This window comes from Microbacterium sp. SSM24 (assembly GCF_025989145.1).
Taxonomy (GTDB): domain Bacteria; phylum Actinomycetota; class Actinomycetes; order Actinomycetales; family Microbacteriaceae; genus Microbacterium.
On sequence record NZ_JAPDNQ010000002.1, the window covers coordinates 115,371 to 139,572 of the forward strand.

The following is a 24,202-nucleotide window of genomic DNA, read 5'->3' on the forward strand; positions in this document are numbered from 1 at the left end:
AGCCGCGAAGCCGCGTATCGAAACCCCGACCGATCGAGGATCATCACCATGCCTGCCGAAACTGCTGCGGCCCTTCCACGGCCACCCGCTCGCACCGCCACCGCGCCCGTGCTCACGGGCGCGCAGGCGGTCGTCCGCTCGCTCGAGCTGCTCGGCGTCACCGACGTCTTCGGGCTGCCGGGCGGAGCCATCCTCCCGGTGTACGACCCGCTCATGGACTCGAGCGACCTGCGCCACATCCTCGTGCGGCATGAGCAGGGCGCCGGCCACGCGGCGGAGGGGTACGCCGCGGCATCGAACAAGATCGGCGTCGCCATCGCGACGTCGGGTCCCGGTGCGACGAACCTCGTCACGGCGATCGCCGATGCGTACATGGACTCCGTGCCCATCGTCTGCATCACCGGGCAGGTCTTCTCGAACCTCATGGGAACGGATGCCTTCCAGGAGGCCGACATCGTCGGCATCACGATGCCGATCACGAAGCACTCGTTCCTGGTGAAGGACGCCTCGGAGATCCCCGGCGCGATCGCCGCCGCGTTCGAGATCGCCGGCACCGGCCGCCCGGGACCGGTCCTGGTCGACATCACCAAGGACGCGCAGCAGGCCGAGGCGCCGTTCGTGTGGCCGCCGAAGATCGACCTGCCGGGCTACCGTCCGGTGACGAAGGCGCACGGCAAGCAGATCCAGGCGGCGGCGCAGCTCATCGCCGAGGCGAAGAAGCCGGTGCTCTACGTCGGCGGTGGCGTGATCCGCGCGAAGGCGTCGGAGGAGCTCCTCACCCTCGCGGAGTCGACGGGCGCGCCCGTCGTGACGACCCTCATGGCGCGCGGCGCGTTCCCCGACTCCCACGAGCAGCACCTGGGCATGCCCGGCATGCACGGCACGGTGCCCGCGGTGCTCGCCCTGCAGGAGGCCGACCTGCTCGTCTCGCTCGGTGCGCGGTTCGACGACCGCGTGACGGGCAAGGCGGCGCTGTTCGCCCCCAACGCGAAGGTCGTGCACGTCGACATCGATCCCGCGGAGATCTCGAAGATCCGCACTGCGGACGTGCCGATCGTCGGCGACCTCAAGGAGGTGCTGGTCGATCTCGACGTGGCCTTCCGCCAGACGTCGGCGGAATCCACGCCCGACATCGCCGAGTGGTGGTCCTTCCTCGACGGTCTGCGCGACGAGTTCCCGCTCGGCTACACGCAGCCCAGCGACGGCCTCATGTCGCCGCAGTACGTGATCCAGCGCATCGGCGCGCTCACCGGGCCCGAGGGCATCTACGCCGCCGGCGTCGGACAGCACCAGATGTGGGCGGCGCAGTTCATCAAGTACGAGCGTCCCAACGCGTGGCTCAACTCCGGCGGCGCCGGCACGATGGGCTACTCGGTTCCCGCCGCGATGGGCGCGAAGGTCGCCGAGCCCGATCGTCACGTGTGGGCGATCGATGGCGACGGATGCTTCCAGATGACCAATCAGGAGCTCGCCACCTGCGCGATCAACAACATCCCGATCAAGGTCGCGATCATCAACAACTCGTCCCTGGGCATGGTGCGCCAGTGGCAGACCCTCTTCTACGACGGCCGCTACTCGCACACCAACCTCAACACGGGTCACGGCACGGTGCGCATTCCCGACTTCGTGAAGCTCGCCGAGGCGTACGGCTGCCTCGCGATCCGCGTCGAGAAGGAAGAGGACGTGGATGCCGCCATCAAGACGGCTCTCGAGACCAACGACCGGCCGGTCGTCATCGACTTCGTGGTGAGCGCCGACGCGATGGTGTGGCCGATGGTGCCGCAGGGCGTCAGCAACAGCTACGTCCAGTACGCGCGCGACCACGCACCGGCATTCGAGCAGGAGGACTGAGCGACATGACCACTCACGTGCTGAGCCTCCTCGTCGAGGACAAGCCGGGCCTCCTGACCCGTGTCGCGGGCCTGTTCGCGCGCCGCGGCTTCAACATCGAATCGCTCGCGGTGGGGGTGACCGAGGTCCCCGGCCTCTCGCGCATCACCGTCGTCGTCGACGTCGACGAGCTTCCTCTCGAGCAGGTGACCAAGCAGCTCAACAAGCTCGTCAACGTCATCAAGATCGTGGAACTCGACCCCGTCGCATCCGTCCAGCGCGAGCACGTGCTGATCAAGGTGCGCGCAGACAACCAGACCCGCTCGAACGTGCTGGAGGTCGTGAACCTCTTCCGCGCGTCGGTCGTGGACTACGCCACCGACGCGATCGTCGTCGAGGTCACCGGCGACAAGGGCAAGGTCGAGGCCTTCCTGCGCGCCCTGGAGCCCTTCGGGATCAAGGAGCTCGCCCAGTCGGGCCTGCTCGCGATCGGCCGCGGCGGCAAGAGCATCACCGAACGCGTCCTGCGCGGCTGACAACAACCACTCATCAAGGAGAAACACACAATGGCTGAACTCTTCTACGACGACGACGCCGACCTGTCGCTCATCCAGGGCAAGAAGGTCGCGATCGTCGGTTACGGCTCGCAGGGCCACGCGCACGCGCAGAACCTGCGCGATTCTGGCGTCGAGGTCGTCATCGCGCTCAAGGAGGGCTCGAAGTCCACCCAGAAGGCACAGGACGAGGGCTTCGAGGTCAAGACCGTCGCCGACGCGGCCGCGTGGGCCGACGTGATCATGATCCTCGCGCCGGACCAGCACCAGCGCGGCATCTACAACAACGAGATCAAGCCGCACCTCACGACCGGCAAGACACTCGCGTTCGCGCACGGCTTCAACATCCGCTTCGGCTACATCCAGGCGCCCGAGGGCGTCGACGTGATCCTCATCGCGCCGAAGGCTCCGGGCCACACCGTCCGTCGCGAGTACGTCGCCGGCCGCGGCATCCCCGACATCATCGCCGTCGAGCAGGATGCCTCGGGCACCGCGTGGGACCTCGCGAAGTCGTACGCGAAGGCGATCGGCGGCACCCGCGCCGGCGTCATCAAGACGACCTTCACCGAAGAGACCGAGACCGACCTGTTCGGCGAGCAGGCCGTGCTGTGCGGCGGTGTGTCGCAGCTCGTCCAGTACGGGTTCGAGACGCTCACCGAGGCCGGATACCAGCCGCAGATCGCCTACTTCGAGGTGCTGCACGAGCTGAAGCTGATCGTCGACCTCATGTGGGAGGGCGGCATCGCCAAGCAGCGCTGGTCGGTCTCCGACACCGCCGAGTACGGCGACTACGTCTCGGGCCCCCGCGTGATCGACCCGCACGTCAAGGAGAACATGCAGGCCGTTCTCGCCGACATCCAGTCGGGTGCGTTCGCGGAGCGCTTCATCGGCGACCAGGACAACGGCGCGGTGGAGTTCCTCGCGCTGCGCGAGAAGGCCGCCGCCCACCCGATCGAAGAGGTCGGCCGTGACCTCCGCGGCCTGTTCGCGTGGAAGCAGCAGGACGCTGACTACACGGAAGGAAGCGCTGCGCGCTGACCTCTCGCTGAGCCAGTCGTGCCCACCGGAACGGCTATCCAGACCCGCAGCGGACCGCCCTCGACCAGGGCTGTTCGCTGCGGGTCGCTTCTTTCGCGGTGCGCGTCGTCAGGAGCAGATCGGACTCGGGGAGGGGGAGCGGGACGTCCGGCGGGGACGGGCGCCCCGCTACGCTGAGGGAGTGCCGACCGGACGCGATGACGAGGCCCTGAGCTGGGGTGACGACGACCCGACGCTCGACGTCGGGTCACGTGCCGAGGACGCCGTCGAGACGGCGCCGTCGGAGCCCGCCGCGCCCGCCGAGACCGTCGTGCTTCCGGAGGGGTACACGGCGGTCGGCAGAGGCAGCGAGTCGCTGTCGGACGACGGTGCGCCCCGGGCGCTCGACGAGCAGGACGACTCCGATGCGCGGGACGACGATTCCCCGGCGATGGGCAACGCCGAGCTGATCTCGCTCGGCGTGCTCGGCGGCTTCTCGGTGCTCTACGCCGTCGGCTGGCTCATCGGAGGCCTGCGCCTGCAGGGCACGGCCGAGTTCCTCGTCGCCCCCCTCGCCTACCAGGTCAGCCTCTGGCTCGCCGTCCTCGCGCCCCTCGTGTGGTTCGCCACCGTCCTCGTCCTCACGCGCGGCCGGCGCCTGTGGGTGCGCTTCGCGTGGCTCGTCGGGGGAGTGGTGCTCCTCGTCCCGTGGCCGTTCATCATGGTGGGGGCGATCGGGCGATGAGCGATGCGACCACGGATGCCGCGGCATCCGCCCCCGCCGGACGCCGGGCCACCCCCACCGGGGTCGTCGTGGCCATCTCGGTGCTCTTCGGCCTGTTCTACGCGTACGCGCTGTGGAACGCCCTCGCGTTCCTCATCGCGCAGGCGACCGGCCCGCTCGGCCTCAACGCCTACGGGTGGTTCGTGCTGCTGCTGGCCGTCGTGTTCCCCCTCATCGCCTTCGCCGTCGCCTTCGCGGTCGGCTGGCGCCGCGCGTGGTGGCAGTTCGCCCTGGTCCTCTTCGCGGGGCTGTGCGTCGTCGCGGTCTTCTGGCTCAACGTCGTCGCGTACGCGGCCGTGTACGGCGCATCGCTCCTCGGCTGACCAGCAGCGTCACACGGTCGAGGACATCCGTCGGCCCCGGGTAGGCTGAGAGCGGCCTCGCCCCCTCTGGCGTGCGGCGCGGCATCCGCTCTGCACCGCGCCTTCGCGCACCGCCCCTCGAAGGAATATCCCGTGACGAAGCCTGTCGTGCTGATCGCCGAAGAACTCTCTCCCGCCACGATCGACGCCCTCGGTCCCGACTTCGACGTGCGCAACGTCGACGGCACCGACCGTCCGGCCCTGCTGTCGGCACTCGCCGACGCCCACGCCGTCCTGATCCGGTCGGCCACGAAGATCGACGCGGAGGCGATCCAGGCGGCGCCGCTGCTGAAGGTGGTCGCGCGCGCCGGCGTCGGACTCGACAACGTCGACATCAAGACCGCGACGACGGCCGGCGTGATGGTCGTGAACGCGCCGACGTCGAACATCATCTCTGCGGCCGAGCTCACGGTCGGGCACATCCTGAGCCTCGCGCGCCGCATCCCGGCCGCTCACGCGTCGCTCGCGCAGGGCCAGTGGAAGCGCAGCTCGTACACCGGAACCGAGCTGTTCGAGAAGACGGTCGGCATCATCGGACTCGGCCGCATCGGCGCGCTCATCGCCGCCCGCCTGCAGGGCTTCGACATGCGCGTCGTCGCCTACGACCCGTACGTGACGAGCGCCCGCGCTCAGCAGCTCGGCGTGCAGCTGCTCAGCCTCGACGAGCTGCTCGAGCAGAGCGACTTCGTCACCATCCACATGCCCAAGACGCCCGAGACCACGGGCATGATCGGCGCCGAGCAGTTCAAGATCATGAAGCCCTCGGCGTTCGTGGTGAACGTCGCCCGCGGCGGACTCATCGACGAGGCGGCGCTCCACACCGCGCTCACCGCGGGAGAGATCGCCGGTGCCGGGCTCGACGTCTTCACGAGCGAGCCCCCCGTCGAGGGTGGCACGGCTCGCGCGCTCCTCGATCTGCCCAACGTCGTCGTCACGCCGCACCTCGGCGCGTCGACCGAGGAGGCCCAGGAGAAGGCCGGCGTCTCCGTCGCCCGCTCCGTGCGCCTCGCGCTCGGCGGCGAGCTCGTCCCCGACGCCGTCAACGTCGCCGGCGGTGTCATCGACCCGTACGTGCGCCCCGGGATCCCGCTGGTCGAGAAGCTCGGCCAGATCTTCGCCGCGCTCGCGCACTCCCCGCTCACGAGCCTCGACGTCGAGGTGCACGGCGAGCTGAACGCCTACGACGTGAGCGTGCTCAAGCTCGCCGCGCTCAAGGGCGTCTTCACGAACATCGTCAGCGAGACGGTGTCGTACGTGAACGCGCCCCTGCTCGCCGAGCAGCGCGGAGTCGAGGTGCGTCTCCTCGTCGACGACGACAGCCCCGAGTACCGCAACCTCATCACGCTGCGCGGTGCGCTGTCCGACGGCTCGCAGCTGTCGGTGTCGGGAACCCTCACGGGCACGAAGCAGATCGAGAAGCTGGTCGGCATCAACGGCTACGCCATCGAGCTGCCGATCGAGAAGCACCACGTCGTCATGGTCTACACCGATCGGCCGGGCATCGTCGCGGTCTACGGGCAGAAGTTCGGCGACGCCGGCATCAACATCGCGGGGATGCAGATCGCGCGCCGCGAGGCCGGCGGTCAGGCGCTGTCGGTGCTGACGGTCGATTCGCCGGTCGCCGACGAGCTCCTCGACGAGGTGCGCGCCGACATCCGGGCCGACCTGTTCCGGCAGATCGAGATCACCGAGTCCTGAGCCGCGTCAAGGGCGCGTCGAGCGCTCCACGAGCGCGACCAGGGCGTCCAGCGCGGCACCGCGGGGGACCGGGCCCGGGATCGAGCCGCCCGACAGCGCGTTGTTGAAGTACAGGCCGTCGCTCACGAGCATCACGAGGTCGAGGGCCGTCGCGTCCTTGGTGTGCGGTTCGAGCGCGGACGCCCACTGATCACGGATGCTGCGAAGCGAGTCGCCGGCGGCGGTGTTGCCTCCCTGGGCGAGGCGTGAGGTGGCGAGGATCGCTCTGTCGATCGGGTCGTTCGAGTTCACGGAAGTGTGCAGGAAGTAGGCGATCGGTCCCTCCGGAGCGGCCTTCATCTCGGCGACGTCCTCGGCCACGAGTGCGATCAGGCGCTCGATAAGGCCGGCCTCGAGCGCGTCCTTCGAACCGAAGTGGTAGAGCAGGCCGCCCTTGGACACTCCGGCGGCACGCGCCGTGGCGTCCATGGTCGCCGCGCGTTCGCCGTCGTCGATGAGGATCTGCTCGAAGGCGTCGAGCACCTTCTCGCGGGCGAGGGGAGGGCGACTCATGGGCTCGATGGTATCGACAGCGGCCGCGGCATCCTGATACTATACCGGCTGGACGGTATAGAAATGATGACACTCACTCAAGAACTCTCGCTCGCCGATGCCCGAGGACAGCGGGTCGGCTGGCGCGGCTGGGCCGCGCTCATCGTCCTCATGCTGCCGGTGCTGCTCGTCTCGGTCGACAACACGGTGCTGAGCTTCGCGCTCCCGTCTATCGCGCTCGAACTCGGACCCAGCAGCGCCCAGCAGCTATGGATCATCGACGCCTATCCGCTCGTCCTCGCGGGCCTGCTCGTCACGATGGGCACGCTCGGCGATCGCTTCGGGCGACGGCGGATGCTCCTCATCGGCGCCACCGGCTTCGCCGCCGTCTCCGTGCTCGCCGCGTTCGCGCCCAGCGCGGCGTGGCTCATCGCCGCGCGGGCTGCCATGGGCGTATTCGGCGCGATGCTGATGCCCTCGACGCTCTCGCTGCTTCGCAGCATCTTCACCGACCGCGACCAGCGGCGCCTCGCGATCGCCGTGTGGGCGGCGATGTTCTCGGCGGGTGCGGCGCTCGGACCGATCGTCGGCGGTCTGCTGCTCGAGCACTTCTCGTGGGGCTCGGTCTTCCTCCTGTCGGTGCCGGTGCTCATCCCGCTGCTCGTGTTCGCGCCCCTCCTCGTCCCCGAGAGCCGCGACCCGAAGCCGGGCCGGATCGATCCGGTGAGCATCGTGCTGTCGATGGCCACGATGATCCCGATCGTCTACGGCATCAAAGAGCTCGCCGTGCACGGATTCGTCATCGCAGCCTGGCTGCCGATGCTCGCGGGACTCGGCTTCGGCGTGCTCTTCGTCCGCCGGCAGCTGCGCGCGAAGACGCCGATGCTCGACATGCGCCTGTTCCGCCGAGGCACGTTCAGCGGAGCCCTGCTGGTCAACCTGCTGAGCGTGATCGCGCTGGTCGGCTTCCTGTTCTTCGTCGCACAGCACCTGCAGCTCATCGTCGGCCTCTCGCCGATGCAGGCGGGTCTCGCCCTGGTGCCGGGGCTCGCGATGATGATCGCCGCGGGTCTGGCGGTCGTGCCGATCGCGAAGAGGTGGCCTGCTCGCGTCGTGGTCCCGTCGGCGCTGGTCTTCTCGCTCGTCGGCTACATCGTCGTCGCCTTCTCGACCGGACCCGAGAGCATCGCAGCGCTCGTGGCCGCGTTCGTGTCGCTCGGCATCGGCATCGGCGCGGCCGAGACGGTGTCCAACGAGCTCGTGCTCTCCAGCGCACCGCCCGCGAAGGCAGGCGCAGCCAGCGCGGTCTCCGAGACCGCCTACGAACTGGGTGCGGTGCTCGGAACGACGGTGCTCGGCGGCATCCTCACGGCCCTCTACCGTGCCAATCTCGTCGTGCCCGACGGTGTTCCGGATGCCGCGGCGGCGGCAGCCTCCGAGACGCTCGCCGGCGCGGTCCACGCCTCGGACCAGCTCGGCGGCGCGACCGGCGAGGCGCTGTTCGCGGCCGCGGCCACGGCCTTCGACGCCGGGGTCACCGTCACGGCGCTCATCGGAGCCGCCCTCGTCGTCGTCGCAGGGGTCATCGCGGCCACTACCCTGGGAGGATCCCGCCAGAAGTCGTAGGAGCACCATGTCGCGTGTCGTGAAGCTTGCCGTCATCCCCGGTGACGGCATCGGTCCCGAGGTCATCGCCGAGGCCGAGAAGGTCCTCGACGCGGCGACGGCTGGCAGCGGCATCCGGTTCGACAAGACCCGGTTCTCGCTCGGAGCCGCACGCTTCCTCGAGACGGGCGACACGCTGACGGATGCCGACCTGCAGGCGATCGCCGAGCACGACGCCATCCTGCTCGGCGCCGTCGGTGGCGTGCCCGGCGACCCGCGTCTGAAGGACGCGAACATCGAGCGGGGACTGCTGCTCCGGCTGCGTTTCGAGCTCGACCACTACGTCAATCTGCGCCCCTCGAAGCTCTACCCCGGCGTGCCCGGACCGCTCGCCGCGCCCGGCGACATCGACTTCGTCGTCGTGCGCGAGGGGACCGAGGGTCCGTACGTGGGCAACGGAGGTTCGATCCGCCGCGGGACCCCGCACGAGGTGGCGAACGAGACGTCCGTCAACACCGCGTTCGGCGTCGAGCGCGTCGTCCGGTATGCGTTCGACCTGGCGCAGCGCCGCGGCAAGAAGGTGACGCTCGTGCACAAGACCAACGTGCTCGTGCACGCGGGCGGCATCTGGAAGCGGATCGTCGACGCGGTGGCGACGGAGCACCCCGACGTGGCCGTAGACTACCTCCACGTCGACGCGGCAACCATCTTCCTGGTCACGAACCCGGGCCGATTCGACGTGATCGTCACCGACAACCTCTTCGGCGACATCCTTACCGACCTGGCCGGAGCCGTCACCGGTGGCATCGGCCTCGCCGCATCGGGCAACATCAACCCCGACGGCGCGTTCCCCTCGATGTTCGAGCCCGTGCACGGATCGGCGCCCGACATCGCAGGTCAGCAGAAGGCCGACCCCACGGCCGCGATCCTCTCCACCGCCCTGCTGCTCGATCACCTCGGGCTCCGGGACGAGTCCCTCGCCGTCACCCGCGCGGTCGAGGCGGACATCGCGCAGCGGGGTGCGGCATCCCGCACCACGGCGCAGATCGGCGACGCCATCGCCGATCGGCTCCGGGCGTAACCTGGAACCGGCAAGCGCCGCCACTCCAGGAGCACGCGCTCCTCACGAAAGCACAGGCCCGTCATGACGCTCATCGACACCGATCCCGACACCGGACTCGCCCCTCTCGAGTTCACCGTCAGCCGCAACCTGCAGGCGAAGTCCGCCGAGCAGCGCGCAGAGATCCTCGCCAACCCCGGCTTCGGCACCAGCTTCACCGACCATATGGTCGACGTCTGCTGGTCGGTCGGCGGCGGATGGCACCGCCCGCGCGTCCAGCCCTACGGACCGCTCACCCTCGATCCCGCCGCCGCGGTGCTCCACTACGGTCAGGAGATCTTCGAGGGCATCAAGGCCTACCGTCACGCCGACGGCTCGATCCACACGTTCCGTCCCGACCAGAACGGACGCCGTCTGCAGCGTTCCGCGCGGCGCCTCGCGCTGCCGGAGCTGCCGGTGTCGTACTTCATCCAGTCGCTGCGCGAGCTCGTCGCGATCGACGGCGACTGGGTGCCTTCGGGTGCCGATCAGAGCCTGTACCTGCGTCCGTTCATGTTCGCCAAGGAAGCCTTCCTGGGCGTGCGTCCCGCGCACAAGGTCGGCTACTACGTCATCGCCTCGCCCGCGGGCGCCTATTTCAAGGGCGGCGTGCAGCCGGTGTCGATCTGGCTCAGCGAGGACTACGCCCGCGCCGGCAAGGGCGGCACCGGGGCGGCGAAGACCGGCGGCAACTACGCCTCGAGCCTGCTGCCGCAGGCCGAGGCCTACGAGAACGAGTGCGACCAGGTCGTGTTCCTCGACGCCCAGGGCAATGTCGAGGAGCTCGGCGGCATGAACGTCGTGTTCGTCTACAAGGACGGCACGATCGTCACGCCCGAGTCGCCGTCGATCCTCGAGGGCATCACGCGCGACTCGATCCTGCAGCTCGCGAAGGACCGCGGCCACAAGGTCGAGGGGCGAGCGGTCTCCCTCGCGGAGTGGCGGCAGGGCGTGGCATCCGGCGACATCGTCGAGGTGTTCGCGTGCGGCACCGCCGCCGTCGTCACGCCGATCGGGCTCCTGAAGGGGCGCGACTTCTTCGACGAGCAGCCCATCGGCGAGCTCGCGCTGTCGCTGCGCGAAGAGCTCACAGACATCCAGTACGGGCGTCGTGAAGACAAGCACGGCTGGCTCCTGCGCCTCGACGCGTAGGACGGCTAGGGTCGTCGGGTGAGGATCGCACGCTTCAGCCACAACGAGTCCATCCGGTTCGGAATCGTCGACGAGGGCGAGCTCGTCGTCCTCGACGGCGACCCGATGTTCGCCGGCTTCGACACCACGGGGGAGCGCGTGCCGCTCGCCGACGTGGCGCTGCTGGCGCCCGTGATCCCGCGGTCGAAGGTCGTGTGCATCGGTCGCAACTATCGCGACCACGCCGCGGAGCTGGGCAACGACGTGCCACCGGCGCCGATGCTGTTCTTCAAGCCCAACACCTCGGTGATCGGGCCGGGCGATGCCGTCGTGCTCCCGAAGCACTCCGAGTTCGTCAGCTACGAAGGCGAGCTCGCCGCCGTCATCGGGCGCATCACGAGGAACGTCCCGGCCGAACGCGCGCTGGACCACGTGTTCGGCTACACGATCGCCAACGACCTCACCGCGCGCGACTGGCAGAAGTCGGACGGCCAGTGGGCGCGAGCGAAGGGGTTCGACACGTCGTGCCCGCTCGGCCCGGCGATCGAGACCGAGTTCGACGTGGACGGTCCGGCGGTCATCACGACCCGGCTCAACGGCGAGGTGCGCCAGCAGGGGCCCATCAGCGACATGATCTTCTCGCTCGCCGCGATCATCGAGTTCGCGTCGGCGGCGTTCACCCTGCTCCCGGGCGACGTGATCCTCACCGGTACGCCGGCGGGCGTCGGGCAGATCACGGCGGGTGACACCGTCGAGGTGGAGATCACCGGACTCGGCACGCTGCGCAACACCGCGCGCACGGCCTGACCGATGTCCCTCCCGCCGTCCGACGCGCCGGGGGCGCGCACCGACGACAGGGATGCCGCCTCCCTCGCCCCCGCCGAGATCGCCCGCGTCCAGCGGCGCAGCGTGTGGGTGCTCTCGATCGGGCAGATCCTCGGCGGGCTCGCGTTCGGCGCGACGCTGTCGCTCGGAGCGGTGCTGGCGGCCGAGATCTCGGGCGACGAAGCGTTCTCGGGTCTGGCCGCGGCCGGCGTGACACTGGGCACGGCCGCTCTCGCCGTCCCCCTCGCCTCGTTCGCGCGGCGCCGGGGCCGGCGCGTCTCGCTCGCGACGGGCATGTCGATCGCGCTCGTCGGAGTGGTGCTCGTCGTGCTCGCGGTGGCGCTGAGCTCGTTCCCGCTGCTGCTGGCCGCTTTCGCGCTCGTCGGTGCCGGGCAGGCGGCCAATCTGCAGACCCGGTTCGCCGCGGCCGATCTCGCGACCGACGCCACGCGCGGCCGCGACCTGTCGATCGTGGTCTGGGCGACGACGATCGGCGCCGTGCTCGGACCGAACCTCACCGGTCCGGGCGAGGCCCTGGGTCAGGCGGTCGGGATGCCGCCGCTGACCGGGCCGTACCTGATCACCGTCGTCGCACAGCTCCTCGGCATCGCGCTCTACCTCATCGCCCTGCGCCCCGATCCGCTGCTGCTCGCCCAGCGAGTGGTCGCCGCAGCGAAGGCGAGCACGACGGCGATCGCGAAGCCCGATGACCCGATCGTCGCCCGTTACGCGATCTTCGCCGTCGCGGCGGCGCACGGCGTGATGGTGTCCGTCATGGCGATGACACCCGTGCACCTGCTGCACCACGGCGCGTCGCTGTCGATCATCGGGCTCACGATCAGCCTTCACATCGCCGGGATGTACGCGCTCTCGCCGGTCTTCGGCATCCTAGCCGACCGCGTGGGGCGGGTCCCGACGATCCTTCTCGGTCAGGCGCTGCTCGTCGGGGCGCTCCTCACCGCGTCGTTCGGTGCCGAGTCCTCCGGCATCGTGACCGTCGCGCTCGTTCTGCTCGGGCTGGGCTGGAGTGCGACGACCGTGGCCGGATCGACACTGCTCACCGAGGCATCCTCCGAGCAGCAGCGCACCCGCCGTCAGGGTCTCAGCGACCTCATCATGAGTCTCGTCGGCGCGGCGGGGGCGATCCTCGCGGGCCTGGTGCTGGCGTGGATCGGCTACGGCGGACTCGCACTGGCCGTGGGGGTGCTCGTCATCGCGACCGTCATGCTCGCACCGCTCGGACGACGTCGAGGCCGCGCGTCGGCCGTCGCGGGCGACTAGCCGCGTGGGCGGGCGCCCATATGCGGGAGGCGGCATGCGAATTTGTGCCGTGCCCACAATGTTCGTGGCGATGCCCCGTCGATGGCCTAGCGTCGCCACATGGGAACGACGGCATCCGCATACCTCACCGGCTTCGGCCGGTATCTGCCCGGTGAGCCCGTCGACAACGACGGGATCGTCTCGCGCCTCGGGGGCGACGACGCCGTCACGGAGCGCATCCGTCGTCGCATCCTCGAATCCAACGGCATCCGCCAGCGCCACTACGCGCTCGACGAGAACGGGGAGCCGACGGAGCTGAACGAGGAGCTCGCGGTGAAGGCGCTGCGCGCGGCGCTCGACGATCGCGGGATCACCGCCGCCGACATCCGGATGCTGGCGACGGCCACCACGATGGGCGATGCCCTCGTGCCGGGCTTCGCGTCGATGGTGCATGGGCGGCTCGGCGGCGGGCCGATGCAGCTGCTGTCGGTCTCGGGGGTGTGCGCCTCGAGCCTGTCCGCACTCGATGCGGCGGTGAGCAAGGTGCGCCTCGGGGATCACCCGCGCGTCGCGGTGGTCGGCTCGGAGCTGCCGAGCCGCAGCCTCCGCCAGCTCCGGTTCGACGGGATCAGGGCGGGGATGGATTCCCACTTCCTGCGATGGATGCTGTCCGACGGCGCCGGTGCGGTGGTGGTCGAGTTCCAGCCGCACCCCGACCGTCCGTCGCTGCGGGTGGACTGGGTGCGTCACGTCTCGCTGGCGCACGAGCACGACGTCTGCATGCGGGCCGGCATGGCGGGCACGGATCCCGTCGTCGGCCGCACGTGGCAGGACGTGTCGATCCCCGACGCCGAGGCGGCCGGCATGTTCCTGCTGCGCCAGGACGTGAGCGTCCTCGACGATCTCGCAGATGCCGGCCTCGCGCAGTTCGAGGAGCTCGTCGACATCGGTCTGGTGGACGTGCATCACCTCGACCACGTGCTGTGTCACTACAGCACCAACATCTTCCGAGACCTGGCCTTCGACGGCATCCGTCGTCGCATCCCCGCGCTCGATACCGACCGCTGGTTCTCGAATCTCGAGACCCGGGGCAACACCGGTGCGGCGAGCATCTTCATCGCACTCGAGGAGGCGTGGCGCACCGGGCGGTTTTCGCCGGGTGAGACGATCCTTCTGGCCGTGCCGGAGTCCGCCCGTTTCTCGTTCGCCTTCGCTCACCTCACGGTGGTCGCCCCACCCGCACCGCAAGGAGCCTCGCAATGACCGACACCCTGACCGCGACCACCGGCGCTCCGCTCGACGGCGGGTCGAGCCTCGCCGAACGCCTCGCTGCCGTCTGGGCCGAGTTCGAGGACATGCTCACGCGGGTCCCGATCCTGCGCCGTCTCGACGAGGGCGCAGTGACGCTCGAGGACTACAAGCGGCTGCTGTTCAACCTGCGTCAGCAGGTCGTCGACGGATCGCCGTGGATCTCACGCGCGGCCGCGAGCTTCGACATCGACCATTTCGAGCTGCGCGCCGCCGCGATCCGTCACGCCGAGGAGGAGCATCGCGACTACCTCATGCTCGAGCGCGACTATGTCGCGGTGGGCGGCTCGCTCGAGCACCTGCGCGCCGGGCGGAAGAACCTCGGCTCCGAGGCGCTGTCCGGCTACATGTTCCACTACGCATCGCAGCCCAATCCCGTGGGCCTCCTGGGCGCGATGTTCATCATCGAGGGCCTCGGCGCCCGGCGCGCGGCGGCGTGGGCGGCACGCTTCCAGGAGGTGCTCGGTCTCGCCGACAACCAGGTGCACTTCATGCGGTACCACGAGCAGGCCGACGCGGCCCACACCGGCGACATGGACGCCATCCTCTCGTCGGGCATCGTCGATGCGGATGCCGCGGACCAGGTGGTGCGATGCGCGCAGGTCGTCGCGCGCCTCTACGTGCTGCAGCTCGAAGAGCTGGATCGCTGACATGCCGGAGTTCGTCCGCTCCGACCCGAGCATGTGGGAGGCGGTGTACGCCGACCCCTCGGTACCGCTCGACCGTGCGCTGGTGCGGCAGATCATCGACGACCAAAGGCGTCCGTCGCGACGGTGGCTCTACCCGATCGCGCGCATCCTGTCGCGGGTCATCGTCGCACTCGTCTCGGTCGTGAAGCGGGTGCTGCCCTTCCGGTGGATGCCGCTGTCCGCGATGGACTTCCTCTGCGTGTGGTTCCTCAGGCACTTCGTGTCGCCCGACGCGGTAGATCTGCTCATCCGCCACTTCGTGGTCGAGACGAATCTCGTGAACTTCATCGTCCGCAACACGGCGATCGACATGGAGCCGGTCACGCTCCGCCCCGAGACGCTCGCGGGTCTGGGCGATCACGCCGTGGTCGAGCACGACGTCAACGTCTACGACCTGCTGATCGCCCTCGACGACGTGCCGCTGACGCGCCCGGAGACGCTCGACTTCACCCAGCTCGACATCCCGCCGCTCGACGCCGAACGCGGCCGCCGGCGCGTCCTGCGCCTCGACATCCAGACCGCGCTGTGCTTCATGAACATCCCGTTCTCGATGGCGCTGACGGTCGAGGAGTACCGGCGCGCGGTGCACTCGATCCGCTTCGACGACTCGTTCCTCGAGATCCTCGCGCTCGTGACCGACGACGACACGTTCCGGCACTGGAAGAACGCGGGCATGAGCCTCTGGATGGATTCCAACGTCGATGTGCCGCGGATGGTCTACCGGCACGCGCTCGTGTGCGAGTACGCGCACGCCCAGCTCGTGAAGCTCGCCGGCGGCGCCTACCCGCGCCAGACGGCGGCGGACTTCGACTGACTCAGCGGCCGAGCGCGCGCGCGGCCAGCTCGACGTCGTCCTCGTCGTTGAAGACGTGAAACGCGACGCGTGCGCGCCCCGCGCGGCCGGAGGCGACGATCCCGGCGCCCGTGAGTCGCGCGAGGGCGGCCCCGTCGGGGTCTGCCCACGTGACGATGGCGCTCTCGCGTTCCGGCCGCGCGAGGCCGAGTCGCCGACGGAATGCCGCAGCCAGGCCGGTGGCGTGGTCGTGCAGGGCCCGCGCGTCGAGGGAGGCGAACAGGGCCAGCGCGGGCGCGGCGCCCACGAACGCCTGCCACGCGGGCGACGCGTCGAAGCGCGTCACGTCGGGCGCCAGTTCGACGGCACCGCCGTAGCACGACGACCAGGGGTCTTCGCCGGCGTACCAGCCCGCGAAGAGCGGCGGAACGTCGCGCGCGAGGTCGTGCGAGAGGGTGAGGAACGAGACGCCCCGCGGCGCGCACAGCCACTTGTACGCGTGGCACACGAGGGCGTCGAAGCGGGATGCCTCGACCGGCAGCCAGCCGACGGCCTGGGTCGCATCGCACAGCGTGCGGGCGCCGTGCACCGATGCGGCGGCGACGATGGCATCGGCATCCGCCACCTCGCCTGTCGCCGACTGCACGAGCGAGAAGGCGACCATCGCGGTCGACGGGCTCACGGCACCGGCGAGCTCCGCAAGGGGGACGGCGCGGACGCGGAGCGATCGCCCGGCGTGCACGAAGGGCAGCACGACCGACGAGAAATCGCCGTCGGCGACGAGCACCTCGGCGCCGTGGGGGAGGGATGCCGCCACCAGGGCCACCGCGACCGACACCTGGGATCCGATCGCGACAGCGCGCGATTCCACGCCGACGAGCCGGGCGAAGAGGGCGCGGGAGCGCTCGACCGCGGCGGAGGCGGCCGAGGGATCCGGGCGACCGGAGGCCGCGGCATCCAGCTCGGCGATCACGGCCGCACGCGTCGCGCGGGTCGGAAGACCGACCGTGCACGAGGCGAGGTAGCCGCGCCCGCCGGTGAACTCGGACTTCGCGGCGGCGATCGCGGGAGACGGGAGCGTCTGGAGGGCCATGCATCCAGCTTCGGCGCGCGGCATCCATTCGTCTACAGGAGGTGTCTCATGACATCTATCAGCTGGAGTTATGTGTTTGACGGTCCTATGCTGTGCGATGTGACCGCCCTCGACGATCCCGAACTCGACGCGCAGGCCCTTCGCGTGGTGAAGGCCATCGCCGACGAAGGCTCGATCACCGGCGCTGCCGCCGTGCTCGGCTACAGTCAGCCCGCCGTCAGTCAGCAGCTCAAGCGCCTCGAGCAGCGGCTTCAGCTGCCTCTCGTCGAGCGTGTCGGGCGCACGGTGCGCCTGACCGAGGCGGGCCGGGTGCTGGCCCGTCACGCGCCGGCCGTCACGACGGCGCTGGATGCCGCGGCCGGCGAGCTCGCCGAGCTGAGGGGCCTGCGCACCGGACGCGTGCGCCTCGTCGGCTTCCCGTCCGCGTCGCCGACGATCGTTCCCAGGCTCCTCGCCGATCTCGAGGAGCGCCACACCGGCGTGACCCTCACCTACCTCGAGGCGGAGCCGCCCGAGGCGGTCGAAGCCGTGCGGGAGGACCGCGCGGACATCGCGCTCACCTTCAGCTATCCCGGCGACCGCGAGGACCCCCACGGGCCGAGCGCGCGGGGCCTGTCCGTGCGCGCGATCGGCACCGACGACCTGCTCGCGGTGCTTCCCGAGGGGCATCCCGCCGCAGGCGACGGCTCGGTGGATCTCGCGAAGCTGGCGGACGAACGATGGATCGCCGGCTGCCCGCGCTGCCGAGGACACCTGCTGGAGCTCGCCGCGCGCGCCGGGTTCTCGCCGCGCATCGCTTTCGAGACCGACAACTTCGTCGCCGTCGAGGGTCTCGTGGCACGGGGGATCGGCGTCGCCACGCTGCCGCGGCTGGCCGTGGCATCCTTCCCGCGCCTCGCGGGTGTGACGACGCTGCCGCTTCCTCCGTCCGAGGCGCGGACGATCCACGTCGTGACGGCGCACGGCGCCGATCGGGTGCCCGCCGTCCGGGCGACGCTGGATGCGATCGAGCGGCTGGTGACCGAGTGGACCGCCTCGGGCGCGGAGGCGGGCCGCACGTAGACTGGAGGGTGATGTCTTCTTCACCCGATCCCCGCACCACGACCGCGACCGGCGCCGACGTGCGCGTGCGGTTCTGCCCCTCGCCGACCGGTCTCCCGCATGTCGGGCTGATCCGCACCGTGCTCTTCAACTGGGCCTACGCGCGTCACAACGGCGGCAGGCTCGTCTTCCGCATCGAAGACACCGATTCCGCGCGCGACAGCGAGGAGAGCTACCAGCAGCTTCTGGACGCACTGCGCTGGCTGGAGATCGACTGGGACGAGGGTGTCGAGGTGGGCGGCCCGCACGCCCCCTACCGCCAGTCGCAGCGGCACGACCTCTATCGCGAGGTGCTCGACAAGCTCATCGCGGCGGATGCCGTCTACGAGAGCTACTCGACCGCTGAGGAGATCGACGCCCGCAACGAGGCGAACGGCCGGGCCAAGCAGCTCGGCTACGACAACTTCGACCGCGATCTGACCGACGAGCAGCGCGCGGCGTTCCGGGCCGAGGGTCGCGAGCCCGCGTGGCGCCTGCGCGTGCCCGACGAGGACCTCACCTATGTGGACCTGATCCGCGGCGAGGTCACCTTCCCCGCCGGATCGTTCCCGGACTTCGTGCTCGTGCGCGCCGGCGGTGTGCCGCTCTACCCGTTCGTGAATCCGGTCGACGACGCGCTCATGGGCATCACGCACGTCATCCGCGGCGAGGACCTCATGCCCTCGACCGCCCGTCAGCTCGCGCTCTACCGCGCCCTGGTCGACGCAGGCGTCACGACGTTCATCCCGCGCTTCGCCCACATGCCGCTCGTGCTCGGCGAGGTCGGCAACAAGAAGCTCTCCAAGCGCGACCCGAAGGCCGACCTCTTCCTGCAGCGGGACAAGGGCTTCATCCATGAGGGCCTCCTCAACTACCTCTCGCTGCTCGGCTGGTCGATCGGGCCCGACCGCGATGTGTTCTCGCTCGATGAGCTCGTGGCCGCCTTCGACATCGTCGACGTGAACCCCAACCCCGCCCGCTTCGATCAGAAGAAGGCCGAGTCGATCAACGGCGACCACATCCGGATGCTGCCGCCCGCCGACTTCGCGGGGCGGCTCGTTCCGTACCTGGCCACCGCAGGACTCGTCTCCGAGCCGCCGACCGCGCAGCAGCAGGCGATCCTCGACGCGGCCGCACCGCTCGTCCAGGAGCGGATGCAACTGCTCGGTGAGGCGCCAGGCCTGCTCGGCTTCCTCTTCCGCGACGAGGTCGCCTACGACGAGGACGCGCTGTCGTCGCTGCCGGCGAATGCGGGGGAGGTGCTCGTCGCCTCGGTCGGTGCGCTCGAGCTCGTTCCCGAGTCCGAGTTCACGACCGCTGCCGTGCAGGACGCGCTGTCCGCCGCACTGATCGACGGACTCGGTCTGAAGCCGCGCATCGCGTACGGACCTCTGCGTGTGGCGCTGAGCGGTCGACGGGTCTCGCCGCCGCTGTTCGAGTCGATCGAACTGCTCGGCAAGGCCGCGACGATCCGACGCCTCGGCGCGCTGGTCGAACGACACGGCTGACACGCCCCGGTTTGGAGCAGGTGCCGGAGTCGGCTAAGCTTGACCCTCGGCACGACTCCGGTCGAACGCCTTGGGGTATGGTGTAATTGGCAACACGGCGGTTTCTGGTACCGTTGTTCTTGGTTCGAGTCCAGGTACCCCAGCCAACGAGAAAACCCCCGCTGAGCGGGGGTTTTTCGTTTGCTCGCGGGAGTGCCGTCGCGCTCATCCGTCGCTTCGGAGGCACGCCTGAGCCCCACCCCGCGCGTCAGGCGCCGGTGCCGCTCAGACGGCGCCCCGAGGCCGACGACGAGAGCTGCCCCAGCGTGTGGTCGGAGCGCACGTGCGGCGCCATGGTCGCCCGTAAGCGCGCCGAGGGCTGGATGCCGAGCTCCTGCCACAGGGCGTCCTTCAGCATCCGGTAGTGGCGCAGCGCCTCTGAGACGTTCCCCTCGGCGATGTGGATCTCGAGCACGAGCTGATGCGTCGACTCGCGCATCGGGGCCTCGCCGACCGCGATGAGCGCGATCCGCAGCGCGGCGCCCCAGTCGTCCTGCTCGCTGAGCCGGCGGGCGAGGCATTCGAGGGTGCGCAGCCGCAGCTGCCGGACGAGCTCCCGGTGGTCGTCGACGAAGCCGTCGTACCAGTCGGGGAGCAGATCGGAGCAGCACATCCGCGGGTCGACAGCGCACGGGTCGACGTCGTCGCCCGATTCGAGCTGCCGCGAGATCGCCTCGAGCTGGGCGACATCGACAGCGACGTCCTCGGCGAGGCGCAGCGCATGCCCGTCGCTCTCGACCAGCCCGGGTGCCACCTGATTGAGCCGCCACAGCGTCGAGCGGAGGCTCGACTGCGCGTGATCCTCGTCCCGATCGCCCCACAGGGTTCCCGCGATCCGCGAGCGCCGCATCGGCTGCTGTGCGAGGGCGAGGAGCACGACGAGGCGCCAGGTCGACTCCGGGAGCGGAACGGGACCGTCCAGTCCCGACACCGCGAAGCCGCCGAGCACCTGCACGGCCCACTCGGGCCTGCCGGCCTGCCGGCGCCGGGCAGCCCGACCCGACCCCGATGCACCCATGATGATCGCCGCCTATCGCGAGAGGTACGAAATGCGTCACCAGGACGTCACGGTCGCGTCACGGGTCCCCCGACCCCTCACACGTGGCTCGACCCCCGGCGGATGCCGGGCACGACGCTGGTGTTGATGCGGACGCGGCTGGCTGCTCCCGTGTCCACGTCATGTATATGCCCGGCGTCGCGACGGCGCCACCCCCTCGGAGCGATCGGATCCGTCACGCGCTGGTGACGGGTCCGATGGAGCGTGTGTCCATGGCCGGGTATGGGGCGATCCGGGACGCGATCGAGTCTCTCGCAGTGCTCTTGCGCGCGCACATCACGAACTCGGGCGAGGCGGGCCTCCAAGGCATGCCCGTGCGGGTGAACTCCCCGCGAGAGGTCGAGCAGGCGAACGTCGCCAACGCCGTCGCGGTGTGGCTGCACCGGGTCGATGTGCAGGCCGATCTCCTCAACCGCACGCCGCCGCGCCCCGATCCCGGCGTGCTGCCCCGCCGCCCGCTCCCCATCGAGCTCGCCGTGCAGATCGTGCCGATGAACAGCGACGCCGGAACGGCGCAGCTGCTGCTCGGCCGGGTCTTCCAGATCATGAACGATCATCGGCGCCTCGCCGGAGCCGATCTGTCGGGGAGCCTCGCGACCAGCGGCACCGTCCTCACGCTCGGACTCGGCATCCCGGGCACGTACGACCTCAATCTCGTATGGAGCGGGCTGCAGACCACGATGCGACCCGGCGCCTCGATCACGATGGCGGGCCTCGTCATCGACAGCCACCTCGACCCTGTCGCCAGCGCTCCCGTGATCGACCTCTCGGCGGGACTTTCCCAGATCGTCGGGGTGGGGGCATGACGGTCCAGGTGGTGAACGCGAGCGGCTCGTACCGGGTCGCTCTCGATCGCGAACTGTGGCGCACCAGCGCCCTCGTCATCGCGCCGCTCGTCGACGAGTGGACGCAGGCGGCGCCCTCGGGCGTATCGGCTCGCGCCATCACCCCCCGCACCTTCGCGCATGTGACCGGCTCGCATCTCGTCGTGACGGGACTCGCCGAGCAGGCGCTGCGCGGACTCGACGCCGGACCGGTCGACATCGACGTGGAACTCCACCGTCGCGGCCACGGTCCGCAGCACGTGACGATCACGGTTCCCATGGCATCGTCACTGCCCTTCGAGTCCGTCGCGCTCGCGGTCGGTTCCACCACGATCCGCCTCGCGGGGCGCGTCACCGCAGCCGCCTTCCCGCATGCGGCGGTGCCGGGGGCGTCGGTCGCGTTGACCGGGATCGCGACGCCGCTCCTCACCGTCACCGCTCCGCTCGCGGCCGATCACGCGGCAGGCACGACCGTGCGGGTCCGTGCGCTGGCCGCGGGGGCCGCGACGAGCCTCACCGCCCCCGCCAGGGCCGGAGACATGGCGTTGAGAGTGCTCTCCGCCGCCGGCATCGGCTCGGGCACGCTCCTCGCGGTCGGCCAGGACATCGTCGTCGCCGACGGCACCGCGGGGCGGGTGGTCCTTCTGCGCACCCCCGTCGCCGTCAGCGCCGCCGACGGCGACGCTGTCACCATCCACGCGCCGGGCGCGTCCGGCGCCGGCACCGCGCTCGCGCGTCCCGTCCTCGCCGGAGATGGGCTGCTCCCCAGCACCGCCGCCCTCGCAGGCGCGGCGATCGAGATCGTCGACGGTCCCTCCACCGAGTTCCGGCGCACGAGCCTCACCACCGATGCCGACGGGCGCTGGCGGCTCGCCGGGGTGCGCGGCATCCCCGAGATCAGCGCCACGACGACCGCCGGTGGGTTCCTCGCGGACGGCCCGCGGCAGATCCCGCTTGCGCCGACCGATCCGTTCATCGTCAACACGTCACTACGCACCTAAAGGAAGGAGCCGCTCATGCCCGAGTATCTCGCACCCGGCGTGTACGTCGAGGAGGTCTCCTCAGGACCGCCGCCCATCGCGGGAGTGGGCACGACCACGACCGGAATGGTCGGGCTCACCCGTCGTGGGCCCACCCAGGGCCGGCCGACGCTCGTGACCAACTACGGCGACTTCGTGCGGGCGTTCGGCGGCCCGTTCGAGTTCGGAAGCACGTTCGCAGGCCTGCAGGATCTGCCCTACGCCGCGAAGGGCTTCTTCGCCAACGGCGGCCGCAGACTCTACGTCAGTCGCATCAGTCCGGCGACGGCGGCGCCCTCGACACTCGCGCTGCGGGGCGGGAACGTCACCCGCCTGCGGCGCACGGCGCTGCCCGGTGACACGGTCCTCGCGCTCGCGACGACGCGCGGTCTGCGGATCGGCGGCGTCGTGCGGCTCCGTCAGATCAAGGACGGCATCACGACGACCAGCGTCGACCTGACGATCACCGCATGGAACCGAGCGGACGACGAGATCACCGTGACCGCCGCGGGCCCGCCGCCGATCATCCCGACCGCCTTCGAGAGCGCCTACACGACGGTGCTCACGGATGTGGGAACCGTGCCCGCCGCGGGCGGCCCGCCGAACGCGCTCGCCAACCCGGGAACCGCGAAGCCGGTGTCGTTCGGGCTCATCGCGAGGAACGACGGAACGTGGGGCCAGGACCTGCAGGTCGCGGTGGCGTATCGCTCGGCCGGGCGCGCCGTTGTGAACCATGCGGCGATCGCGGGCGGCGACACCGTCGTTCCCGTCAACTCCACGGCCGGGTTCTATGTCGGCGCCTGGGTCGACGTCAGCTTCGGGCCGGCGGCGGCGCAGCGCGTCTACCGCCAGGTCACGGCGATCACGGGCGGATCGCTCGTGCTCGCCGGCGGGAACATCGCAGCCGGCGCCTGGAACCCCGTCGGAGGGTTCACCGAGACCCGCATCTCGACCTGCGAGTTCGACCTGATCCTGACCTACACGGATCCGGTCGAACGCACGACGGTGACGGAGCGCTTCCCCGGACTGACCATCGCGAGCATCCCGGGCCGCCACTACGTGACGCAGCTCGCGGCATCCGCTCTCGTCGACGTCGACACGGCAGTGGGGGCGCCTGCGGACAACCCGTTCGCGTTCCCCGCCCCCGCCGACGGCCTCGCCGACCGGCTGACCGGCGGCAGCGACGGCACGGCCGCGCCGACGGACCAGGAGTACCGCGGCAGCGATCTCGTCCCGAACGCCAAGACGGGGCTGCGTGCGCTCGAGGAGATCGACGAGGTGGCGCTCCTCGCCGCCCCGGGGGTGTCCCGTGTCGACGTGCAGGCCGCGATGATCGAGCAGGCCACCGCGCTCATGGACCGCTTCGCGGTGCTGGACCCGCCGCCGGGCACCTCGGGTGCCCCGGCCACGCTCGACCAGCTGCAGACGCACGCGAACAACTTCGACACGCGCTACGCCGCGATCTACTACCCGCGCGTCGTGGTGAGCGACCCGTTGACCGGCGGCAGCCGCGCGGTCGCTCCGTCGGGGCACATCCTCGGGGTGTACGCCCGGGTCGACAACACGCGCGGGGTGCACAAGGCGCCGGCGAACGAGGTGATCCTCGGCATCACCGACCTCGAGACCTTCGTGTCGCGGGGTCAGCAGGAGATCCTCAATCCGCGGGGGATCAACGTGCTGCGCGACCTCCGGGCCGACCGGCGCGGGCTGCGCGTGTTCGGCGCCCGGTGCCTCACTTCGGAGCAGGACTGGGTGTACATCAACGTGCGGCGTCTGTTCATCTTCGTCGAGGAGTCGCTCGCCGAAGGCACGCAGTGGGCGGTGTTCGAGCCGAACGACCAGCGGCTGTGGGAGCGGGTGCGCACGTCGATCTCGATCTTCCTCGAAGGAGTGTGGCGCGACGGTGCGCTCATGGGAGCGAAGAAGGAAGAGGCGTTCTTCGTCACCGCGGATCGCTCGACGATGACCGACGACGACATCCTCAACGGCCGGCTCGTGGTCGAGATCGGCATCGCCCCCGTGCGCCCGGCCGAGTTCGTGATCCTGCGCATCGGCCAGTGGCTCGGCGGATCCGCCGTCCAGGAACTGTAAGGAGA

At 70.2% G+C, this 24,202-nt stretch carries 22 protein-coding genes and 1 tRNA gene; 20 read left to right on the forward strand and 3 right to left on the reverse strand.

The genetic code is table 11. The annotated features are described in order from the left end of the window. The first annotated feature begins 48 nt into the window (after positions 1-48). The 6 genes from OL358_RS12515 (at position 49) to serA (ending at position 6,245) form a co-directional block, all read left to right on the forward strand. Positions 49-1,851, forward strand: coding sequence for an acetolactate synthase large subunit (locus OL358_RS12515; RefSeq protein ID WP_264710399.1), 1,803 nt, complete (start codon positions 49-51; stop codon positions 1,849-1,851). Between the two features lie 5 nt (positions 1,852-1,856). Then, positions 1,857-2,366, forward strand: coding sequence for an acetolactate synthase small subunit (gene ilvN / locus OL358_RS12520; RefSeq protein WP_264710400.1), 510 nt, complete (start codon positions 1,857-1,859; stop codon positions 2,364-2,366). A gap of 30 nt (positions 2,367-2,396) precedes the next feature. Continuing rightward, complete coding sequence (gene ilvC / locus OL358_RS12525) at positions 2,397-3,422, forward strand: ketol-acid reductoisomerase (RefSeq protein WP_264710401.1); 1,026 nt, start codon at positions 2,397-2,399, stop codon at positions 3,420-3,422. 181 nt (positions 3,423-3,603) lie between these two features. After that, positions 3,604-4,146, forward strand: a complete 543-nt coding sequence (locus OL358_RS12530) for a DNA polymerase III subunit gamma/tau (RefSeq protein WP_264710402.1) — start codon at positions 3,604-3,606, stop codon at positions 4,144-4,146. After that, complete coding sequence (locus OL358_RS12535; RefSeq protein ID WP_264710403.1) at positions 4,143-4,508, forward strand: bacitracin resistance protein; 366 nt, start codon at positions 4,143-4,145, stop codon at positions 4,506-4,508. Before OL358_RS12530 ends, OL358_RS12535 begins: the two co-directional genes overlap by 4 nt. Positions 4,509-4,640: 132 nt before the next feature. Then, the gene (serA, locus tag OL358_RS12540; protein ID WP_264710404.1) at positions 4,641-6,245 is read left to right on the forward strand and encodes a phosphoglycerate dehydrogenase; all 1,605 of its coding nucleotides are present in this window, start codon (positions 4,641-4,643) and stop codon (positions 6,243-6,245) included. A 6-nt stretch (positions 6,246-6,251) separates the two neighbouring features. On the opposite strand, the gene OL358_RS12545 is transcribed toward serA, so the two are convergent. Beyond that, positions 6,252-6,797, reverse strand: a complete 546-nt coding sequence (locus OL358_RS12545) for a TetR/AcrR family transcriptional regulator (RefSeq protein ID WP_264710405.1) — start codon at positions 6,795-6,797, stop codon at positions 6,252-6,254. Between the two features lie 63 nt (positions 6,798-6,860). Between OL358_RS12545 and OL358_RS12550 the strand changes: the two genes are divergently transcribed. From OL358_RS12550 to OL358_RS12585, 8 genes are all read left to right on the forward strand, one after another. Continuing rightward, positions 6,861-8,402 (forward strand): MFS transporter, encoded by a 1,542-nt coding sequence (locus OL358_RS12550; RefSeq protein ID WP_264710406.1) that lies wholly within the window; start codon positions 6,861-6,863, stop codon positions 8,400-8,402. Between the two features lie 7 nt (positions 8,403-8,409). Next, positions 8,410-9,462: a 3-isopropylmalate dehydrogenase gene (locus OL358_RS12555; RefSeq protein WP_264710407.1), complete on the forward strand. Its 1,053-nt coding sequence runs from the start codon at positions 8,410-8,412 to the stop codon at positions 9,460-9,462. A 63-nt stretch (positions 9,463-9,525) separates the two neighbouring features. Next, a complete protein-coding gene (locus OL358_RS12560) occupies positions 9,526-10,632 on the forward strand; it encodes a branched-chain amino acid aminotransferase (RefSeq protein ID WP_264710408.1) in 1,107 nt (368 codons plus the stop codon). Positions 10,633-10,650: 18 nt separating this feature from the next. Continuing rightward, entirely contained in the window at positions 10,651-11,418 is a 768-nt protein-coding gene (locus OL358_RS12565) for a fumarylacetoacetate hydrolase family protein (protein WP_264710409.1), read from the forward strand. A gap of 3 nt (positions 11,419-11,421) precedes the next feature. Next, positions 11,422-12,717, forward strand: a complete 1,296-nt coding sequence (locus OL358_RS12570) for an MFS transporter (RefSeq protein WP_264710410.1) — start codon at positions 11,422-11,424, stop codon at positions 12,715-12,717. A gap of 99 nt (positions 12,718-12,816) precedes the next feature. Then, on the forward strand, positions 12,817-13,959 hold the full coding sequence (locus OL358_RS12575; RefSeq protein WP_264710411.1) for a 3-oxoacyl-[acyl-carrier-protein] synthase III C-terminal domain-containing protein: 1,143 nt from the start codon (positions 12,817-12,819) through the stop codon (positions 13,957-13,959). Next, positions 13,956-14,654: an iron-containing redox enzyme family protein gene (locus tag OL358_RS12580; RefSeq protein WP_264710413.1), complete on the forward strand. Its 699-nt coding sequence runs from the start codon at positions 13,956-13,958 to the stop codon at positions 14,652-14,654. The genes OL358_RS12575 and OL358_RS12580 overlap by 4 nt, the downstream gene beginning before the upstream one ends. Position 14,655: 1 nt before the next feature. Then, the gene (locus tag OL358_RS12585) at positions 14,656-15,507 is read left to right on the forward strand and encodes a DUF6999 family protein (protein ID WP_264710414.1); all 852 of its coding nucleotides are present in this window, start codon (positions 14,656-14,658) and stop codon (positions 15,505-15,507) included. 1 nt (position 15,508) lies between these two features. On the opposite strand, the gene OL358_RS12590 is transcribed toward OL358_RS12585, so the two are convergent. Further along, positions 15,509-16,579 (reverse strand): aminotransferase class V-fold PLP-dependent enzyme, encoded by a 1,071-nt coding sequence (locus tag OL358_RS12590; RefSeq protein WP_264710415.1) that lies wholly within the window; start codon positions 16,577-16,579, stop codon positions 15,509-15,511. Between the two features lie 99 nt (positions 16,580-16,678). On the opposite strand from OL358_RS12590, the gene OL358_RS12595 reads away from it, so the two are divergent. The 3 genes from OL358_RS12595 (at position 16,679) to OL358_RS12605 (ending at position 19,313) form a co-directional block, all read left to right on the forward strand. Continuing rightward, a complete protein-coding gene (locus tag OL358_RS12595; RefSeq protein ID WP_264710416.1) occupies positions 16,679-17,641 on the forward strand; it encodes a LysR family transcriptional regulator in 963 nt (320 codons plus the stop codon). Positions 17,642-17,652: 11 nt separating this feature from the next. Then, positions 17,653-19,167: a glutamate--tRNA ligase gene (gltX, locus tag OL358_RS12600; protein WP_264710417.1), complete on the forward strand. Its 1,515-nt coding sequence runs from the start codon at positions 17,653-17,655 to the stop codon at positions 19,165-19,167. Between the two features lie 71 nt (positions 19,168-19,238). After that, a tRNA-Gln gene (locus OL358_RS12605) sits at positions 19,239-19,313 on the forward strand. Between the two features lie 101 nt (positions 19,314-19,414). Here the strand turns inward: OL358_RS12605 and OL358_RS12610 are convergent. After that, positions 19,415-20,224, reverse strand: a complete 810-nt coding sequence (locus tag OL358_RS12610) for an AfsR/SARP family transcriptional regulator (RefSeq protein ID WP_264710418.1) — start codon at positions 20,222-20,224, stop codon at positions 19,415-19,417. A gap of 251 nt (positions 20,225-20,475) precedes the next feature. On the opposite strand from OL358_RS12610, the gene OL358_RS12615 reads away from it, so the two are divergent. Genes OL358_RS12615 through OL358_RS12625 form a run of 3 tightly spaced genes read left to right on the forward strand, consistent with a single transcriptional unit; the run spans position 20,476 to position 24,197 of the window. Beyond that, complete coding sequence (locus OL358_RS12615) at positions 20,476-21,069, forward strand: DUF4255 domain-containing protein (RefSeq protein ID WP_264710419.1); 594 nt, start codon at positions 20,476-20,478, stop codon at positions 21,067-21,069. Further along, positions 21,066-22,088, forward strand: a complete 1,023-nt coding sequence (locus tag OL358_RS12620) for a hypothetical protein (protein WP_264710420.1) — start codon at positions 21,066-21,068, stop codon at positions 22,086-22,088. Before OL358_RS12615 ends, OL358_RS12620 begins: the two co-directional genes overlap by 4 nt. A gap of 15 nt (positions 22,089-22,103) precedes the next feature. Continuing rightward, complete coding sequence (locus OL358_RS12625; RefSeq protein ID WP_264710421.1) at positions 22,104-24,197, forward strand: phage tail sheath C-terminal domain-containing protein; 2,094 nt, start codon at positions 22,104-22,106, stop codon at positions 24,195-24,197. Positions 24,198-24,202 lie beyond the last annotated feature (5 nt).

Bases quoted from the DNA above. Each gene is read 5' to 3' on its own strand.
- OL358_RS12515 (WP_264710399.1), top strand. From the start codon at position 49: ATGCCTGCCGAAACTGCTGCGGCCCTTCCACGGCCACCCGCTCGCACC.
- ilvN (WP_264710400.1), top strand. From the start codon at position 1,857: ATGACCACTCACGTGCTGAGCCTCCTCGTCGAGGACAAGCCGGGCCTC.
- ilvC (WP_264710401.1), top strand. From the start codon at position 2,397: ATGGCTGAACTCTTCTACGACGACGACGCCGACCTGTCGCTCATCCAG.
- OL358_RS12535 (WP_264710403.1), top strand. From the start codon at position 4,143: ATGAGCGATGCGACCACGGATGCCGCGGCATCCGCCCCCGCCGGACGC.
- OL358_RS12545 (WP_264710405.1), bottom strand. From the start codon at position 6,797: ATGAGTCGCCCTCCCCTCGCCCGCGAGAAGGTGCTCGACGCCTTCGAG.
- OL358_RS12550 (WP_264710406.1), top strand. From the start codon at position 6,861: ATGATGACACTCACTCAAGAACTCTCGCTCGCCGATGCCCGAGGACAG.
- OL358_RS12555 (WP_264710407.1), top strand. From the start codon at position 8,410: ATGTCGCGTGTCGTGAAGCTTGCCGTCATCCCCGGTGACGGCATCGGT.
- OL358_RS12560 (WP_264710408.1), top strand. From the start codon at position 9,526: ATGACGCTCATCGACACCGATCCCGACACCGGACTCGCCCCTCTCGAG.
- OL358_RS12570 (WP_264710410.1), top strand. From the start codon at position 11,422: ATGTCCCTCCCGCCGTCCGACGCGCCGGGGGCGCGCACCGACGACAGG.
- OL358_RS12575 (WP_264710411.1), top strand. From the start codon at position 12,817: ATGGGAACGACGGCATCCGCATACCTCACCGGCTTCGGCCGGTATCTG.
- OL358_RS12580 (WP_264710413.1), top strand. From the start codon at position 13,956: ATGACCGACACCCTGACCGCGACCACCGGCGCTCCGCTCGACGGCGGG.
- OL358_RS12585 (WP_264710414.1), top strand. From the start codon at position 14,656: ATGCCGGAGTTCGTCCGCTCCGACCCGAGCATGTGGGAGGCGGTGTAC.
- OL358_RS12590 (WP_264710415.1), bottom strand. From the start codon at position 16,579: ATGGCCCTCCAGACGCTCCCGTCTCCCGCGATCGCCGCCGCGAAGTCC.
- gltX (WP_264710417.1), top strand. From the start codon at position 17,653: ATGTCTTCTTCACCCGATCCCCGCACCACGACCGCGACCGGCGCCGAC.
- OL358_RS12610 (WP_264710418.1), bottom strand. From the start codon at position 20,224: ATGGGTGCATCGGGGTCGGGTCGGGCTGCCCGGCGCCGGCAGGCCGGC.
- OL358_RS12615 (WP_264710419.1), top strand. From the start codon at position 20,476: ATGGCCGGGTATGGGGCGATCCGGGACGCGATCGAGTCTCTCGCAGTG.
- OL358_RS12620 (WP_264710420.1), top strand. From the start codon at position 21,066: ATGACGGTCCAGGTGGTGAACGCGAGCGGCTCGTACCGGGTCGCTCTC.
- OL358_RS12625 (WP_264710421.1), top strand. From the start codon at position 22,104: ATGCCCGAGTATCTCGCACCCGGCGTGTACGTCGAGGAGGTCTCCTCA.